Here is a 14,946-nt window from a genome sequence, read left to right on the forward strand (position 1 = left end):
ATGTGGAAATGTCCGGGCCAGCAAGCCTTGTGCCGCGGCCCTGGCGGCCAGGCTTCAGGGAAGCTGCTGCGCCACCGCTTGGGCTTGCAAGGCGGGCATCCGCCCCTCTCGCCGCGCCCGGTCCCGGTCAGCGCAGAAGTACGCCACCGTGCGCGCGATGCCATCGACCGGATGCACGCGGGGCGACCATCCCAGGCTGCGCTGCGCCAGCGAGATGTCCGGGCAGCGGTGGGTCGGATCATCCACCGGCAACGCGCGATGCACGACAGGCACGCGCGATCCGGTCAGCTCTCGCACCATGTCGGCCATTTCCAGCATCGTCAGTTCCACCGGGTTACCCAGATTCACGGGTGTGGCGACGTTGTCGGCGCTTTCCATCAGGCGCACCAGCCCATCGATCAGGTCGTCCACGTAACAGAACGAGCGCGTCTGCGTCCCGTCCCCGTACACGGTGAGCGGCTGTCCGGCCAGCGCCTGCACGATGAAGTTGGACACGACCCGGCCGTCGTCCGGCGACATATGCGGACCATAGGTGTTGAAGATGCGCGCGATCTTGACGACCACGCCTTCGTGATGGGCGTATTCCATGAATATCGTCTCGGCGCAGCGCTTGCCTTCGTCATAACAGGAGCGCGGGCCGACGGGATTGACGTGACCCCAGTATCCCTCGCACTGCGGATGCTCGAGCGGATCGCCGTAGACCTCGCTGGTGGATGCCTGCAACACGCGCGCACCGGTGCGCCGCGCCAATTCCAGCAGCTGCATCGCGCCCAGGACGCAGGTGCGCAGCGTCTTCAGCGGATCGGCCTGGTAATGCACGGGCGACGCGGGGCACGCCAGGTTGTAGATCCGGTCCACCACCATGTCGCCCAGCGGGTCCACCACGTCATGCCGGATGACCGTGAAGCGCGGATGCGACGCAAGCGCCGCAACGTTGCAGGCCCTGCCGGTCTGGAAGTTGTCCACGCAGACCACCTGCCAACCGTCGTTCAGCAGCCGCGCGCAGAGATTCGATCCCAGGAAGCCGGCGCCGCCGGCCACCAGCGCGCGGCCAGTACGGGGAATTGCATCCATCATGCCGTCTCCATCAACGTCTCGAATACGTCCACCCAATCCGACACGAACCGATCCATGCCGAATCGCTGCAGCGCCATTTCACGTCCGGCCGCGCCCCACGCGCGGGCAAGCTCCGGCTCGGCCAGCAGTTGGCGGCCCACCTCCACCAGCCGGTCCAGCCGGTTGTCGACGTAGCCGTTCTCGCCGTTGCGGATCAGCACAGGCAGCTCCGTGCCGCCAAACCCCACGACGGGAACGCCGCAGAGCATGGCCTCGATCAGCGACAAACCCAGGCTCGCGTAGCGGATGGGGCTGAAAAAGTATCGGTAGCGCGCTATGAACGCCGCCACCTCCATGTTGGGCACCTCGCCCAGCCCGCCCAGCTTCTCGGACTCCATGCCGATCAGATCCAGCGGTGTGCGCGTGCGCACATGCTCGAACACGTCGACCCCGATGCGGCGACCGCGGCGGCCCAGATGGTTCACCACGGCAATGCCCTTCTCGAAGCTGCCGTCATAGGACACCGATGGCACGGGCACGCCATGCTCCACCACGCGGCTGGGCATGTCCCCGCAATCCCACATCACGGCGTTGTACGGCGTGACGTGCACGATCATGCCCTTGTCGTGGCGGAACACATGGCGTGTTTCCGTGGGATGCGGCATGGGGGGATCGTGCTCCAGGTACGCGGACGGCAAGGCGCGCTGCGCGTCGCTGAGCAGCAGCCGCGCGTCCTCCAGATTCTGGCGGGACTGGTACAGCACGCAATCGAACTGCATGTCACGCAGCGCATAGGCGGACACCTGCGTCAGACCCGGTCCCCAGGGGATGCGGCTGCCCAGCGCCCCGTAATGCGGCACGCGGCCCGGCAATCCGGGCACGATGAAATCATGCGGCGCCTGGCTCAGCGCATACAGATAATTGCCATGGACGTGCCACGTCAGGATGCGCAGGCGGCGCTGCGGGCGGGCGGCGGGCGTCATTGTCTTCCCCTTGCTAGCTGGCGGTTCACTTCGCGGAGCACCTGGGGCACCGTCACGGCCAGCGCGCACGGGTGGCCAATGGGACAGTGCTCATGCGCGCAGGGCCGGCACGGCGCATCGCCGGCAAGCACGACATGCAGATCGCGGTTGGTCGGCGCCCAGCGCCGCGCGTCGCTGCCGCTGGCGATGACGACGCTGGGCGCGCGTACGGCCGCCGCAATGTGCGAGATGCCGGTGTCGTTGCAGAGTAGCAGCCGGCTCGCCTGCACCAGCGAGGCCAGGCTGCCCAGCGTGGTCTTGCCGCACAGGTCGGGCAGGTTGCGCCCCGACAGGCGCCGCACGTCGGCCGTAAGCGGCCGTTCCGCGGCGGTGCCGGTCAGCGCCACCTGCCAGCCCTGCAGCAAGAGCGCGGTGGCCATCCGCGCATAGCGCTCCAGTGGCCATCGCCGCGACGGCAGGCGCGCCCCGACATGCATCAGCACCAGGCGCGTTGGATCAAGCGAGTGCTCGCGCAGCAGGTCGGCGGCGGCTTGCTGGTCGTCTTCCGAACACGGGAACTCCAGCGCGTCGTCCTCCGCAGGCAGCCCCAGATGCCGCAGCAACGCCAGGTAGCGATGCGGCTCAGGAAGCTCGTCCGGCCAGGGCAGCCACTGTCCGGGAACGCCCTGATCGGCCTGCGCGACGAAGCCGCCGGACCGGTTGGCGCCCAGTTGTCCCACGATGGGATTGCTCTGCCCGCCGCTGCCGTGCATCTGCAGCGCCACATCAAACTGCGCGCCGCGCACGCGGGTGTAAAACCCAGGCAGTTCGTCTTCGCGGGCAGCCTGCTCGGGAAACGCTTCCACGCCCGGAAACTCGATCAGCTCGTCCACGTAGGCGCGAAAGCGGCTGACGAACTCCCGTGCGTTCGGCAGGCCGATCAGCGCAATGTGCGCATCCGGAAACGCGTGGCGCAGCGCACGCAGCGCGGGCACTGCGCAGAGCATGTCACCCAGTTGCAACGCCCGGAAGACCGCGATGCTCGCGGGTGCGGGCGACGATGCAAGCAGCGGGGCGTTCATGCGGCGCTCCTGCCAAAGCGCAGCAGACCCACCGTGCGCCAGAAGATGGACAAGAGCGGGATGCCCACCGACGTGATCGCCAGATCGATCACATTGCGCACCGTCCGGCTGGTTCCGCGCAGCCGCCGCATGAAAAAGTGCGCCGTCAACGCAGCCCAGACGCCCGCAGCCAGTATCGCTGCCGTCGAATGACCCGTGGCGAAGAGGCCCACAGCCAGCACGAACGCGCCGGTCACGCTCAGGTAGAAGCGCGGGCCGTGGCGGCGGATGCGCTCGTGATACAGCGCGGGATACTTGCGCCGCAGCAGCATGTCGAACATGACCTTCTTCTGCATGCCCAGCCCCGCCGCGAAGCGCACGGGCCGCACCGGGTGCACCACCCGCGCGCGCTCGCACCGCGCAATACGAAACCCCGAGTCCAGCAACGCAAACTGCAAGTCGGAATCCTCGCGCCACGCCATCGTGTAGCGCGTGTCGAATCCGCCGACCGCCAGCAACGCCGAGCGCCGCACGAAGCAGTTCGCGGTAATGAACTCGGCGCGCGTCAGCCCCGACGCGTCGCGCTCGTAGTCGCTGGGCGGGTCGGGGATGGGCATTTCCGTGACCCCGGTCACCGCGGCCACATCCGGCGCGAACCCGCGCAATCCCTGCGCCAGCCAGTCCGGACGGGGAATGGTGTCGTCGTCCGTAAAGGCGATGATCTCGGCCTTGGCGCTGCGCCAGCCAAGGTTGCGCGCGCCGGAGGGGCCGCGGGTGTCGGTTACGGCCAGATAGCGCAGCGCGGGCGCACCCACGCGACCACGCGGAAACTCCTCGACCTGACGGCGCGTGGCCTCGCTGGCCGCATCGTCACACACCAGGATCTCGTAACGCGCGCGAAACTGCTGCCGAACCAACGCGTCCAGGCACCGCGCCAGCAGGTCGGGCCGCTTGTACGTCGGCACCACCACCGACACGGCGATCGTTTCTCCCGGGGCCGTCATCGCGGCTTCTCGACGAGGTAGGAGCCAATCACCAGCGCATCCAGGGGCGACGTCCAGAAGCACTCGATCGCATCGCGCGGCGTGCACACCACCGGTTCGCCCCGCGTGTTGAACGAGGTGTTGACCAGCACCGGCACCCCGGTCAGCTTCTCGAAGGCGGCCAGCAGGTCGTAGTAGCGTTCGTTCTGGTCGCGACGCACGGTCTGCACGCGCGCCGTCCCGTCAATGTGCCGCACAGCCGGGATCTGCCTGGCACGGTGCGGCAGCACGTCATAGACGAACAGCATGAACGGCGCGCAGATCGACGCCGCACCGCGGCCGTCAAACCACTGGGCCGCGCGCTCTTCCATCACCACGGGCGCCACCGGGCGGAAGTCTTCGCGGTCCTTCAGGCCGTTCAGGCGGGCCTGCATCGCGCTGTCGCGCGGCGACGCCAGGATCGAACGGGCGCCCAGCGCGCGCGGGCCGAACTCCATGCGCCCCTGGAACCAGCCCAGCACTTTCTCATCGGCGAGCAGCGCCGCAGCCTCGCCGGCCACGTCGTCCAGCCGGCGATAAGTCAGATGCGATTTATCCAGGAAGCGTTCGATCTCGTCATCCGAGTACGACGGCCCCAGATACGCATGCTCCATCGTCCACGCGCGCTTGCCGCCGCGCCGGTGGTAGTCCACGTACAGCGCCGCGCCCAGCGACGTGCCCGCGTCGCCCGCGGCCGGCTGCACCCACACCTCGTCAAAGGGGCCATCCCGCGCTATGCGCGCATTCATTACGCAATTGAGCGCCACGCCGCCCGCCATGCACAGGCTCTTGGCGCCGGTCGTCTCGTACAGCCACTGCGCCATGTGCAGCGCAGTTTCTTCCAGCACGTATTGCAGGGAGCTGGCCACGTTCTTGTGGCGGTCCTCGAACGGCGCGCCGCGCCGCCTTGGCGGGCCGAATCGCTCGGTCAGGCGGGCCGGCTGCAACGAGTACCCGCCCTCTTCCTCCAGGCGAAGGATTTCTCGGAATTCCTTGCGGTACTCGGGCTTGCCGAACGAAGCCAGCGCCATCACCTTGTACTCGTCCGACGAATGCAGAAAGCCCAGCCAGGTCGTGACCTCTTCGTACAGCAGGCCCAGCGAATGCGGCAAGTCGATCTGCTTGAGCCGCGCATACTCGCCGCCCGAGAAGTGGCCGTAGCTGGTCGTCGTGCGCTCGCCGCGGCCATCCATGGTCAGCACCGCGCACTCCGCGCACGGCGCCGCCAGAAAGGCGCTGCTTTCGTGCGACAGGTGATGGTCCAGGTAGATCCAGCGGTCCATGATGTGCTGCAGCGTCAGATCGTCAAAGCGCGGCAACTTCAGGTGCAGCGGGGCCCCGTCAAGCAACTGGCGCGGCGCGTTCACCAGGTACGACAGAAACAGGGGATCCCACGGCGACGTGCCTTCTGCGCCGGCGCCGGCGCGCGAGGGCTCCAGCGGCAGCACGATCTCCTGCGGCAGCGCCGCGCCGTTTGCCAGCAGCGACGGGTCATACGAGTACACGATGTGATCCACGTCGCGCAGCCGGATGCCCGCTTCGGACAGGCAGTAGTCAATCGCGTAGTACGGCAGTTGCCACGTCGTGAACGGGACCGGCCGCTTGCCGTGCTTGACGCGGGTGAAGCGCTCTTCCTCGGCCGCCGCCACCACCACGCCGTCGCGAACCAGCGTGGCGGAGCAGTCGTGATAAGCCGCATTGATGCCTAGCGTGAACATGAGATCTTCTCCTTGACGGCGCGCGGGCCCGTCCGAAACCTGCGGCTTCGCCCCAGCAATTCCCGGGCCGCAAACGCGACACGCTCGGGGCTGACGCCGGACAGGCACGCTTGGTGTCCCTCCGGACAAACGCTGCGGTAGCAGTATTTGCACGGCACATCGTTGTTGAGCACCCGAGCGTCGGTGCGCCAGGGCGTATGCTGCGGATTGGTCAAGGCGTACAGGTCTACGATCGGTGCGCCCACTGCCGCGGCGATATGCGCCGGGCCGCTGTTGTTGCAGATGACCACGGCCGCGCCCTCAAGCGCCGCGCCCAATTCGCCGAGGGTCAGGCCGTCGGACAGGTCGATCAGTCCGGGCAACAGACGCCGCCCGTTGGCCACCGCCGCAGACAGCGCCGGGTCCTCGTGTCCGCCCAGCAGCAGAATGCGGCGGCCATCGCCGCGCAGGTCGATCAGCGCCTGGACCATCAGTTCGGGCGGATAGCGGCGCGACGATGCGGTGGCGCCCGCGTGGACGCAGATCCAGCCATCGGTTTCGGTCACACCCGCGTGGTGCAGCTTTTCACGCAGCGACGCGCGGTCGGCGTCGCGCACCCGGAACGACAGCCCGTCATGGTCAGTGCGCGCGCCCACGGTGGCCACCAGTTCAAGCTGGCGCTGCACCTCGTGGCGGATGCCGTCCTGCGGCTCGACCTCGCGCACCCAGTCGGTGATGAGCCGGTATGGGTTTTCGCGGCAATGCGCCAGCACGCGCGGCACGCCCGCCAGATGGCACAGCAGCGCCGCCGGCAACGGACTTTGGCTGAAGGTCGTGAAGATCACGGCCGCGTCCGGCCGCAGCGCGCGCAACCGGCCGATGGCGTCGACGTCTTGATCCCACCCCTGCGATCCGTTCTTCACCCACGCGGCGTCGTACGCCATGACGGTGTCCACCTCCGGCATGAAGGGCGCCAGGCGCGCGCCCGACGGCGACGTCAGCAGCGTGATCCGGTGCGCGCCCGCCTGCCGCAGCGCGCGCATCGCCGGCGTGCACATCAGCACGTCGCCCATGTTGTCCAGCCGGATGCAGAGCACGTGCGCGTCACGCGGCCACGCCGGATCGGTATTCATGATTGCGCTCCCGGCCTCAGCGTCGCGCCGGCCGTGATGATCTGCGCCGCTGCGTCGAGGTCCGGGGCGCGGCAGGTCGGCTCGCGGTGCGGGCCGGTGCGCCATTCGGTTTCATTGCCTACGTCCAGCAGGATGGTGCGGCAGCCGGCTCGATTGCCGGCCTCCACATCGTCCAGGATGTCGCCGATGAACCAGGACGCGGGCAGATCCAGTTCCAGTTCCTTTGCAGCCCGCAGCAGCAGCCCGGGCTGAGGCTTGCGGCAGTCGCACGCGATCGCATAGGCCTCGACCACGCCCTCGGGATGGTGAGGACACCAGTAAAAGCCGTCCAGATGCGCGCCAGCTGCATGAAACATGGCGGCAAGCTTGACGCTGACGGCGTTGAGCGCGTCGGCGGCGAACAGCCCGCGCGCGACGCCCGGCTGGTTGCTGATCACGACCAGACTCAGGTCCGTCTGCGCCAGCCGCGACAGCCCGGCCAGCGCCATCGGCGCGTAAGCCATGCGCTCGGGCTCGACGTTATAGGGCACGTCCGCCAGGACGGTCCCGTCTTTGTCGAGGAACACGGCCGGCCTCAAGGCCATGACGTTTCCTTCATCGGCAGCACCATGACTTCCGGCACCACGGTTTCCGGCGGTTGGGTCAGCACAAAGCGCACCGCGCGCGCGACGTTGGCCGGGTCCTGCAGCGTGCCCGTGTCGATATCCGGAAACCGATCCAGCAGGAACGGCGTGCGCATGCCGCCCGCGATGACCGCGCTGACCTTGATGCCCATGCCGCGCAGTTCGGCGTGCAACGCATGCGACAAGCCCATCAGCCCCCACTTGCTGGCATGGTAGGCACTGGCATTGGGCCAGGCGCGCCGCGCCGCGGTGGACGCCACGTTGACGATATGACCGCCGGGGCTTAGCCGGTTCTTGCCCAGCTTCGCCATCAGAAATGGCCCCGTGAGATTGGTGCGCAGCACGCGCTCCCAGACATCCGCGTCGAGCTGATCGATGGGCGCCGTCACATCGACGCCCGCGCTATTCACGATGGCGTCCAGCTTGCCGAATTGCCGCACGACGGCGTCCATGCATTCGGACACGTCAGCCGCCACGCCGACGTCCATGACGCAGGCCATGACGTCGGCGCCGCCGTCCTTGAGCTTGCTTGCGACCGAGTGCGCGCGCTGCTCGTCGATATCACTGACCGCGACGCGCGCGCCTTCCGCTGCAAGCTGCTCGCAAAGCGCCGCACCCAGCCCGCTGCCGCCGCCGGTCACAAGGATTACCCGCCCGTCCAGGCTCTCGAATTCGTGCATGGTTCCGCTCCTTTAAGCCGCGATGCGCGCGGCGATCCGATCTTCCCGAGGCGCATCGGCCACCATGCGTCCATAGACGGACAGCAGGTCCTGACCCACGCGCTTCCACGTATAGAGGCGACGCGCGCGCATGCGCCCCGCCTCACCCATCCGTTCGCACAACGTCCGATCCGCCGCCAGTTCGGCGAGTCTGTCCGCCAGGCTGTCGGGATCCTTGGGGGGCACGAGAAACCCTGTTTTTCCATGCACGACGGTGCTGCGGATTCCGCCGGTGTCCGCGCCGATGACGGGTCTGCCGCAGGCCATGGCCTCGACCGGTGTGATGCCGAACGGCTCATACCAGGGTGTCGTCACGAACACGTCGCTGGCGCAGTAGTAGGCGCCCAACGCCTCACGTCCACGCCGCCCCGCGAATTCGACCCACTCGGCTACGCCCTCCTGCTCGGCAACGGCCCGCAGGCGGCCGATCTCCGGCGTGGCCTGCACGTTCGCGTCCTCGGTATTGCCGCCCACCACGCACAACCGTGCTTCGACGCCATGCCGCTGGCGCAAGCGCGCCAGCGCCCGGATGACGTTGTCGACGCCTTTGCGCGGCACCATGCGACCAAGCTGCAGCACGGTGAACACGTCGTCGTTCCACCCCAGCGCCCGCCGCGCCGCCGCCATTGGCTGCGGCGTCATTTCGGCGGCGTCATAGCCACAAGGCACGATGTCGATACGGCGCGGATCCGCGCCATACAGTTCGATGAGGTCGCGCCGATCCTGCGGGCATTCCGCGATCAGGCGATCCGCGCGCCGCGCGATGTCGTCTTCGATCTCAAAACGTGAATCCGGGAACAGGTCTGCGTCCTGCTGATACTGCCTGCGCACCTTGCCCAGCGCGTGGAACGTCACGGCAAGCGGCACGCCATGGTGTTGCGAGACCGGCAATGCCGCCATGGCCGACATGAAGAAATTCGCGTGAATGACGTCATAGCCCGTCCGCTGCCGGCTGAAGTGACGCATCAGGTAGGCAGAGAATTCATCCATGTACGGAAGCATCTGTTCCTTTGGAAGAAAGCTCGCGGGTCCCGCAGGAACGTGGATTACCTTGACGCCGCGCATCCACCGAAACTCGGCTTCCAGCGCCGCGTTGTCCCTGCGCGTAAAGACATCGACCTCCATGCCGGCGCGGGCAAGCTCGCGCGCCACATGCGCGACATACACGTTCTGTCCGCCGCTATCCACGCTGCCCGCCAGCGCCAGTGGCGAGGCGTGTTCGCTGATGATGGCAATCTTCTTCATGAGGGCAACTCCGTTCGTCGAGCGGGTGCCCGGCATACACTTCGTCGAGAGCAAGTGGTGTGCCGAGACGCTGCTACCAGAACGCATGCGGAACAGCGGTTCTATCCGGCACTTCTTACAAGCACGCGTAAGAACTGCCGAGGACGCGCTGTCAACTGGTCTCGCGCCGGGTTTGCACACGCGTGGCGGGCAACAACGCACCGACTGTTGCCAGCAGTTCGTTCGGATCGACAGGCTTGGACAAGTGCACCTGAAAGCCGGCCAGCAGCGTGCGCAGGCGGTACTCCTGGCTGACATGGCCCGACAGTGCAATGGCGGGCAATCGATGCGACAGCGCCGCACCACGCTCCGCTTCCATGGCACGCACACGCGCCACGACTTCGTAGCCGTCCACGTCCCCCAGCGACAGATCGCAGATCAGCACCTGCGGCCATTGCGCCGCCGGCGCGGACGCGAACGCGGCGATCGCCTTGCCCCCGTCCCCATACTCGGTCACCTGCGCGCCGTTTTCCTTCAGGATTTCGGCGACCATTTCGCGCGCCTCGGCCTGGTCGTCCACCAGCATGACGTGCGCGCCCGTCAGGTTCGGCAAGTCCACATCCACCCGCAGCGGCGTGGGCTCGACGGCGCGAACCGGGAAGTCGACGCAATAACAAAGGCCGCCCGAAGGCGCGGCCAGGCTGTGAAACGCGCCCCCCTGCCGCTGCGCGCGCACGGCAAGTTCTGCAGGATCCAGCGCGGCCGCCACGCGCAGCCCGTCGGTCGGATTCACCAGGGGGGCATCATCTGCAATCGCGGGATCGGCCTCGTGTTCCGTGCGGCCGTCGGTAACGGCAAGGCGTGCCAACGGCCCCTCGCGCCGCAGGCTGATCTCGATGCGCCCGCCCGGCGGCGTGACGGCAATCGCATGCAGGCACAAGTCCCACACCAACTGCTGCAACGCGCTGGGATCGCCCGTGATGCGCGCGGCCTCGTTGCCGATCAGCGTGTACACGTTCACACCCTTCTCCTGCGCCAGTTCGCGCGATCCGTCCAGCACGCCCGCCACTACCGCCACCAGGTTGACCGGCTGCCGCGTGTCTCGGCCCATCGCTTCTTCCAGAGCCGATTGCTGGCGCTGCAACGTCCACATCTGCGCGTAGATGCCCTGCAACTTGAGCAGGTCTTCGTGGCGGCCCTGCTCGACCACCCTGCCGCGGTCAAGCACGATGATGTTGTCCGCATGCACGATGGTGGATAACCGGTGCGCAATGATCAGTGTCGTGCGGCCCCGCGACAGCCGCTCCAGTTCCGCCTGGATCGCGCGCTCGGTGCGCGTATCCAGCGCCGAGGTCGCCTCGTCGAACACCATGATCGTCGGATCCTTCAGGATCGCGCGCGCGATGCCCACGCGTTGGCGCTCGCCCCCCGAGAGCTTCACGCCGCGTTCGCCCACCGGCGTGTCATAGCCGCCGGGCAGGCTCTCGATGAACTCGTGGATGCGCGCGCCCCGCGCCGCCTGGACGATCTGATCGCGCGTGGCCTCGGGGCGGCTGTAGGCGATGTTGTAGGCGATGGTCTCGTTGAACAACATCGTGTCCTGCGGCACGATGCCCACCGACCGCCGCACGCTGCGCACGTTGACCGCACGCAGGTCCTGACCATTGATCAGCACCCGCCCCGCGTCGGGGTCATAGAAGCGCAATAGCAGCCGGCCCAGCGTCGACTTACCCGAGCCGCTGCCGCCCACCACGGCCAGCGTCGTGCCGGCCGGCACCGTCAGATCGACCCCCCACAGAATCTGCCGTCCCGGTTCATAGCCGAAATCCACGCCTTCAAAGCGTACCTCTCCCGGACCGGCTTGCAGCGAAGGCAGATTTTCGTCGTCCCCTGTTTCGGCCGGATAGCGCAACAGGTCGCAGACGCGCTCGGCGTTGACGAACGCTTCCTTGGCCTGCCGGAAGATGAGACCCAGCGTATTCAGGGGCAGACAGATCTGGATGATGTACGCGTTGACCAGCACCAGGTCACCCACGGTCATCTCGCGCCCCACGACCTGTTGCCCGGCCAGCAGCATCACAGACGCCACGCCGCACGCGATGATGCCGCTCTGCCCCACATGCAGGCGCGACAGCGAGCGCTGGTTGCGTTCGCCGACACGTGTCCATTCGTTCAGCACGCGTGACAGCCGGTCTGCCTCCAACCCTTCGTTGGCGTTGAGCTTGACGGCTTCGTAATTGAGCAGACTGTCGACCATCTGCCCGCTGGCGCGCGAATCCAGTTCGTTTAGCCGCCGCTGATACGCGACACGTTTGCGCACGAGGACCGTCGTGTAGGAAAAGTAGGCAATAAAGGTGACGATCACGATCAGCGCGAACCAGACGCTGTAGCCCATCACCAGTATCAGCACCACCGATACGATTTCCACCAGCGTGGGCAGCAAGGTGAAGAGCGCGGTGCCCATCAAGAATCCCACGCCGGCCGTGCCACGCTCCACGTCGCGCGCCAGCGCGCCGGTGGGCCGGCCGCCGTGGAACCGGGCGCCCAGCTGCTGCAGCCGCGAGAACACGCTGACGGTGAAGTCGGCGACGGTGCGCAGGGCCACGCGCGCAAACACCACGTCGCGCAGTTCAGTGAACACCCCGCCGCCAAACCGCATGAGCGCGTAACCCAGCAGCAGGAACACCGGCAGCACCAGCGGGCCCGGCGCGCTGAACAGGTCGACGATGGCCTTCAGGACCGCCGGCACCGCCACCATCAACAGCTTGGCCGCAACCAGTAGCGCAATGGCGGCCGCAGTGCGGCCGCGGTATTTCCATAGTGCCCGCAGTATGGTCCGATTGACCTCCTTGCGGGAAAAATCACTGGTGCTGGTGTCCGGCTCGCTCATGGTGCACGCCCTCCTGCGAAGCCCGGCGGGCCAGCAATTGGCGTACCGGGCAGCCGGCCATGCCGACGTCAGCGCGCGCGCAACCGGTCGCGGCGCCCCTGCACCACCGCCTTGAACAGCGATGCCACGGCGGCGGCAAATGCTTCATCGAACCAGGGGTTGGCGCCGCTGACCGCAACGACGATTCCGTCCAGGCACACGCTTCCCCAGACCTGGCTGTCCTTCGCCTGCAGCAGATGGGGTTTAAGCGCCATGACTTCGTGCGTGGCCAGTCCAGTGCGCCAGCTCACGCGCGCCTTGCCGCGCGCATAGGCGCCATAGTCCGCATCCCAGCCCGCGGGATCGCCGATGCTTTCTTCGTACAGGATCGCGTCCGCGAATTCGCTACTGCCCGGCTGCGCAAGCGGATTCATGACCACCACATGCAGAAAGCCGCTTTCACCGACGCTGCTGTTGGACAGTGCAGCATCCAGCATCGGCCGCGCGAGCTGCACGGCCTCTTGCGCGGCATCGCGCTCCCAATAGGCGGGCAAAGGGGTAGCTGGCATTGGGACTTCCTCCTGGTTGATGCCGCTAATGGACTCGAGCGGGGCGCACGCAGCAAACTGCATACCTGCACAAATCGCCGCTCCAGGCTCCGCGAGACCGGGCGGCACTTCGGAACGCCGCTTGCTGCATCGCGCACGTCAACGGCGGATGCTGCGATGCGTATTGACCACGCCCAGCCCGCATGCACCAATACCCCGAACGGTGAATAGGAGGCTCACATGGCGAACCCAGCATACAAGCGAGTCATGGAGGTGGTGGCAGCCGCCGCCGATGGCAGCACTTACCGAATCGACAGATACTGCTCGCAGCCCCAAGGCGACGCAAAAGCCAATTTCTATTGTTGCCTGCCCGACGGCCAGTTAGTCACCTGGGAGGGCGATGGACACTACAAACTGCCCGACGGCACGGTCGTCACGATGGTGGCATCGCGACTCTGCCAATAGCGTGCGGCGCAAGCGCGCCTGATGCAAACGCGCGGCTACATCCCGCGGATCAATAGACCCACGATGAACAGCACGGCCACGGCGCCAATCCAGACGGCCAGCATCAGCCAGGGTCCCCGGCCAGTCTTGGCGCCGCGCCGCGCCGGGCGGGCGCGGGTGGAAGTATCGTCAACAGGTTTCATGATGCGCTCCCGAATATTCGCGCCCGACCGGTGACGCGATGACGGCCCTGCACCACAAGGACACAGGGCCGCACAAGCATCGCTACCGGCTTCATGCAGGTTGCAATTACTTTGCCTTGCCTGCCTTGGCCGCTTCCGCGTTGGTCTGCTGCAGCGCCAGCATGCTCAGCTTCTCGTCGGTGGCCTTTTCTTCGGCCAACGTTTCCTTCAGCAGCGTCAGCGCCTCGGTCTCGCCCAGTTGCTTGGCGAAGGTGCAAAGCGTGCCGTAGCTGGCGATCTCGTAATGCTCGACCTTCTGCGCCGCGGCGATTAGCGCAGCATCGCGCACCGGACCTTCTTCGACGTCTTCAATGACGTCCTTGCCTTCTTCCACCAGACCTTCCATGGCGGCGCATTTGATGCGCTTCAGGCGGAAGTCCGCACCTTCAACGATCTTGTCGATGCGTTCGATCTGCCCGCGCGTCTCTTCAAGATGCGCGGTAAAGGCCTCCGCCAAGGCGGGGTCAGTGGCGGCGCGGGCCATCTTCGGCAGCGCGCGGGTCAATTGCTTTTCGGCGCTGTAGACATCCGACAGCTCGTGAATAAACAGTTCCTTCAAAGTCTTCTGGCTCATGATCACTCCTGTATGCGGATCGAGGGTAGGAAGCGGGCCTTGCCCACGCGGTGTAGAGCAAGGCGCATGCCGGTGAACCTTGCGTCAGTGGCGGACGGGCAGGCCCGCTTGAACAGCCGGGCGCCGATGCGGACACCGGCGCAAACGGACGCGATTACTTCTTGGCCGACACGCTTTGCTGCAAGGTCTTCGCCGCTTGCAGATGCTGCTGCAGGCTGGGCAGCGTTTCGATCGCAAACTGCTTGACCTCCGGATCCTTCACTTCCTTCGAGGCCTTCTCGAAAAGCTTGACGGCATCCTCGTGCGCGTCCACGCCGATCTCGTCGGCGTACGCCTTGTCGAACCCTTCATCACGCAGCCCCAAGGCCTTGAGCTTGGCCGTCTGCATCATGGAAGGATCCTTGGGCGGCTCAAATCCCTTGCTCTTGGCCAGGGCTTCGAGCTTCTGGGCTACCTTGGTGTGATCGTCGATCATCTTCTGCGCAAATTGCTTGACCTCTGCATTCTGCGACTTTTCCAACGCCATCTTGCTGCCTGCAACCTCAAGATGGCCGGACTCTGCCGCGTCAGTCAGAAAGCCGCGCGCTTCGCTGTCCAGCTTGTTTGTTGCAGCGGGCACCTGGCCGCCGGGCGTCGCCGCCGTCTGCGCGAGCGCAACCGAACTCAGGCTGAGGACAATTGCGGCGCCAAGCCCTGCTTTCAAAAGACGGTTTTTCATTCGGACCTCCAGTAGAAATTAAGTCGCCGGCTATCGGCCTGATGCCGCCCGGCG

At 66.5% G+C, this 14,946-nt stretch carries 15 protein-coding genes; 1 reads left to right on the top strand and 14 read right to left on the bottom strand.

The genetic code is table 11. The features are described from left to right. Positions 1-54: 54 nt before the first annotated feature. The 11 genes from AB3147_RS19835 to AB3147_RS19885 form a co-directional block, all read right to left on the bottom strand. Positions 55-1,077: an NAD-dependent epimerase/dehydratase family protein gene (locus AB3147_RS19835; RefSeq protein WP_438860993.1), complete on the bottom strand. Its 1,023-nt coding sequence runs from the start codon at positions 1,075-1,077 to the stop codon at positions 55-57. Further along, a complete protein-coding gene (locus AB3147_RS19840; RefSeq protein WP_367352770.1) occupies positions 1,074-2,039 on the bottom strand; it encodes a glycosyltransferase in 966 nt (321 codons plus the stop codon). Before AB3147_RS19840 ends, AB3147_RS19835 begins: the two co-directional genes overlap by 4 nt. Further along, positions 2,036-3,100, bottom strand: coding sequence for a glycosyltransferase family 9 protein (locus AB3147_RS19845; RefSeq protein WP_367352771.1), 1,065 nt, complete (start codon positions 3,098-3,100; stop codon positions 2,036-2,038). The genes AB3147_RS19840 and AB3147_RS19845 overlap by 4 nt, the downstream gene beginning before the upstream one ends. Then, positions 3,097-4,083: a glycosyltransferase family 2 protein gene (locus AB3147_RS19850; RefSeq protein WP_367352772.1), complete on the bottom strand. Its 987-nt coding sequence runs from the start codon at positions 4,081-4,083 to the stop codon at positions 3,097-3,099. The genes AB3147_RS19845 and AB3147_RS19850 overlap by 4 nt, the downstream gene beginning before the upstream one ends. Beyond that, complete coding sequence (locus tag AB3147_RS19855; RefSeq protein ID WP_367352773.1) at positions 4,080-5,819, bottom strand: carbamoyltransferase family protein; 1,740 nt, start codon at positions 5,817-5,819, stop codon at positions 4,080-4,082. The genes AB3147_RS19850 and AB3147_RS19855 overlap by 4 nt, the downstream gene beginning before the upstream one ends. After that, positions 5,807-6,931, bottom strand: coding sequence for a glycosyltransferase family 9 protein (locus tag AB3147_RS19860; protein ID WP_367352774.1), 1,125 nt, complete (start codon positions 6,929-6,931; stop codon positions 5,807-5,809). Before AB3147_RS19860 ends, AB3147_RS19855 begins: the two co-directional genes overlap by 13 nt. Further along, complete coding sequence (locus AB3147_RS19865; protein WP_367352775.1) at positions 6,928-7,515, bottom strand: D-glycero-alpha-D-manno-heptose-1,7-bisphosphate 7-phosphatase; 588 nt, start codon at positions 7,513-7,515, stop codon at positions 6,928-6,930. The genes AB3147_RS19860 and AB3147_RS19865 overlap by 4 nt, the downstream gene beginning before the upstream one ends. Further along, a complete protein-coding gene (locus AB3147_RS19870; RefSeq protein ID WP_175138661.1) occupies positions 7,506-8,234 on the bottom strand; it encodes an SDR family oxidoreductase in 729 nt (242 codons plus the stop codon). The genes AB3147_RS19865 and AB3147_RS19870 overlap by 10 nt, the downstream gene beginning before the upstream one ends. 12 nt (positions 8,235-8,246) lie before the next feature. Beyond that, complete coding sequence (locus AB3147_RS19875) at positions 8,247-9,518, bottom strand: glycosyltransferase family 4 protein (RefSeq protein WP_367352776.1); 1,272 nt, start codon at positions 9,516-9,518, stop codon at positions 8,247-8,249. Between the two features lie 151 nt (positions 9,519-9,669). Next, entirely contained in the window at positions 9,670-12,387 is a 2,718-nt protein-coding gene (locus AB3147_RS19880) for an ATP-binding cassette domain-containing protein (RefSeq protein ID WP_367352777.1), read from the bottom strand. A 68-nt stretch (positions 12,388-12,455) separates the two neighbouring features. Next, the gene (locus AB3147_RS19885) at positions 12,456-12,935 is read right to left on the bottom strand and encodes a hypothetical protein (protein WP_367352778.1); all 480 of its coding nucleotides are present in this window, start codon (positions 12,933-12,935) and stop codon (positions 12,456-12,458) included. Positions 12,936-13,154: 219 nt separating this feature from the next. Between AB3147_RS19885 and AB3147_RS19890 the strand changes: the two genes are divergently transcribed. Continuing rightward, entirely contained in the window at positions 13,155-13,379 is a 225-nt protein-coding gene (locus AB3147_RS19890; RefSeq protein ID WP_218344434.1) for a hypothetical protein, read from the top strand. Between the two features lie 35 nt (positions 13,380-13,414). On the opposite strand, the gene AB3147_RS19895 is transcribed toward AB3147_RS19890, so the two are convergent. From AB3147_RS19895 to AB3147_RS19905, 3 genes are all read right to left on the bottom strand, one after another. After that, complete coding sequence (locus AB3147_RS19895; RefSeq protein WP_191579359.1) at positions 13,415-13,561, bottom strand: hypothetical protein; 147 nt, start codon at positions 13,559-13,561, stop codon at positions 13,415-13,417. A gap of 106 nt (positions 13,562-13,667) precedes the next feature. Continuing rightward, on the bottom strand, positions 13,668-14,174 hold the full coding sequence (locus AB3147_RS19900) for a YciE/YciF ferroxidase family protein (RefSeq protein ID WP_175138667.1): 507 nt from the start codon (positions 14,172-14,174) through the stop codon (positions 13,668-13,670). 154 nt (positions 14,175-14,328) lie between these two features. Further along, complete coding sequence (locus AB3147_RS19905) at positions 14,329-14,892, bottom strand: DUF4142 domain-containing protein (RefSeq protein ID WP_218344432.1); 564 nt, start codon at positions 14,890-14,892, stop codon at positions 14,329-14,331. Positions 14,893-14,946 lie beyond the last annotated feature (54 nt).

Source organism: Achromobacter animicus (genome assembly GCF_040775605.1).
In the GTDB taxonomy this organism is placed as follows: domain Bacteria; phylum Pseudomonadota; class Gammaproteobacteria; order Burkholderiales; family Burkholderiaceae_B; genus Achromobacter; species Achromobacter animicus.

Coding starts and splice junctions, on each gene's coding strand:
- AB3147_RS19900 (WP_175138667.1), bottom strand. CDS start 14,174: ATGAGCCAGAAGACTTTGAAGGAACTGTTTATTCACGAGCTGTCGGAT.
- AB3147_RS19835 (WP_438860993.1), bottom strand. CDS start 1,077: ATGATGGATGCAATTCCCCGTACTGGCCGCGCGCTGGTGGCCGGCGGC.
- AB3147_RS19895 (WP_191579359.1), bottom strand. CDS start 13,561: ATGAAACCTGTTGACGATACTTCCACCCGCGCCCGCCCGGCGCGGCGC.
- AB3147_RS19880 (WP_367352777.1), bottom strand. CDS start 12,387: ATGAGCGAGCCGGACACCAGCACCAGTGATTTTTCCCGCAAGGAGGTC.
- AB3147_RS19860 (WP_367352774.1), bottom strand. CDS start 6,931: ATGAATACCGATCCGGCGTGGCCGCGTGACGCGCACGTGCTCTGCATC.
- AB3147_RS19850 (WP_367352772.1), bottom strand. CDS start 4,083: ATGACGGCCCCGGGAGAAACGATCGCCGTGTCGGTGGTGGTGCCGACG.
- AB3147_RS19885 (WP_367352778.1), bottom strand. CDS start 12,935: ATGCCAGCTACCCCTTTGCCCGCCTATTGGGAGCGCGATGCCGCGCAA.
- AB3147_RS19890 (WP_218344434.1), top strand. CDS start 13,155: ATGGCGAACCCAGCATACAAGCGAGTCATGGAGGTGGTGGCAGCCGCC.
- AB3147_RS19905 (WP_218344432.1), bottom strand. CDS start 14,892: ATGAAAAACCGTCTTTTGAAAGCAGGGCTTGGCGCCGCAATTGTCCTC.
- AB3147_RS19855 (WP_367352773.1), bottom strand. CDS start 5,819: ATGTTCACGCTAGGCATCAATGCGGCTTATCACGACTGCTCCGCCACG.
- AB3147_RS19870 (WP_175138661.1), bottom strand. CDS start 8,234: ATGCACGAATTCGAGAGCCTGGACGGGCGGGTAATCCTTGTGACCGGC.
- AB3147_RS19845 (WP_367352771.1), bottom strand. CDS start 3,100: ATGAACGCCCCGCTGCTTGCATCGTCGCCCGCACCCGCGAGCATCGCG.
- AB3147_RS19875 (WP_367352776.1), bottom strand. CDS start 9,518: ATGAAGAAGATTGCCATCATCAGCGAACACGCCTCGCCACTGGCGCTG.
- AB3147_RS19840 (WP_367352770.1), bottom strand. CDS start 2,039: ATGACGCCCGCCGCCCGCCCGCAGCGCCGCCTGCGCATCCTGACGTGG.
- AB3147_RS19865 (WP_367352775.1), bottom strand. CDS start 7,515: ATGGCCTTGAGGCCGGCCGTGTTCCTCGACAAAGACGGGACCGTCCTG.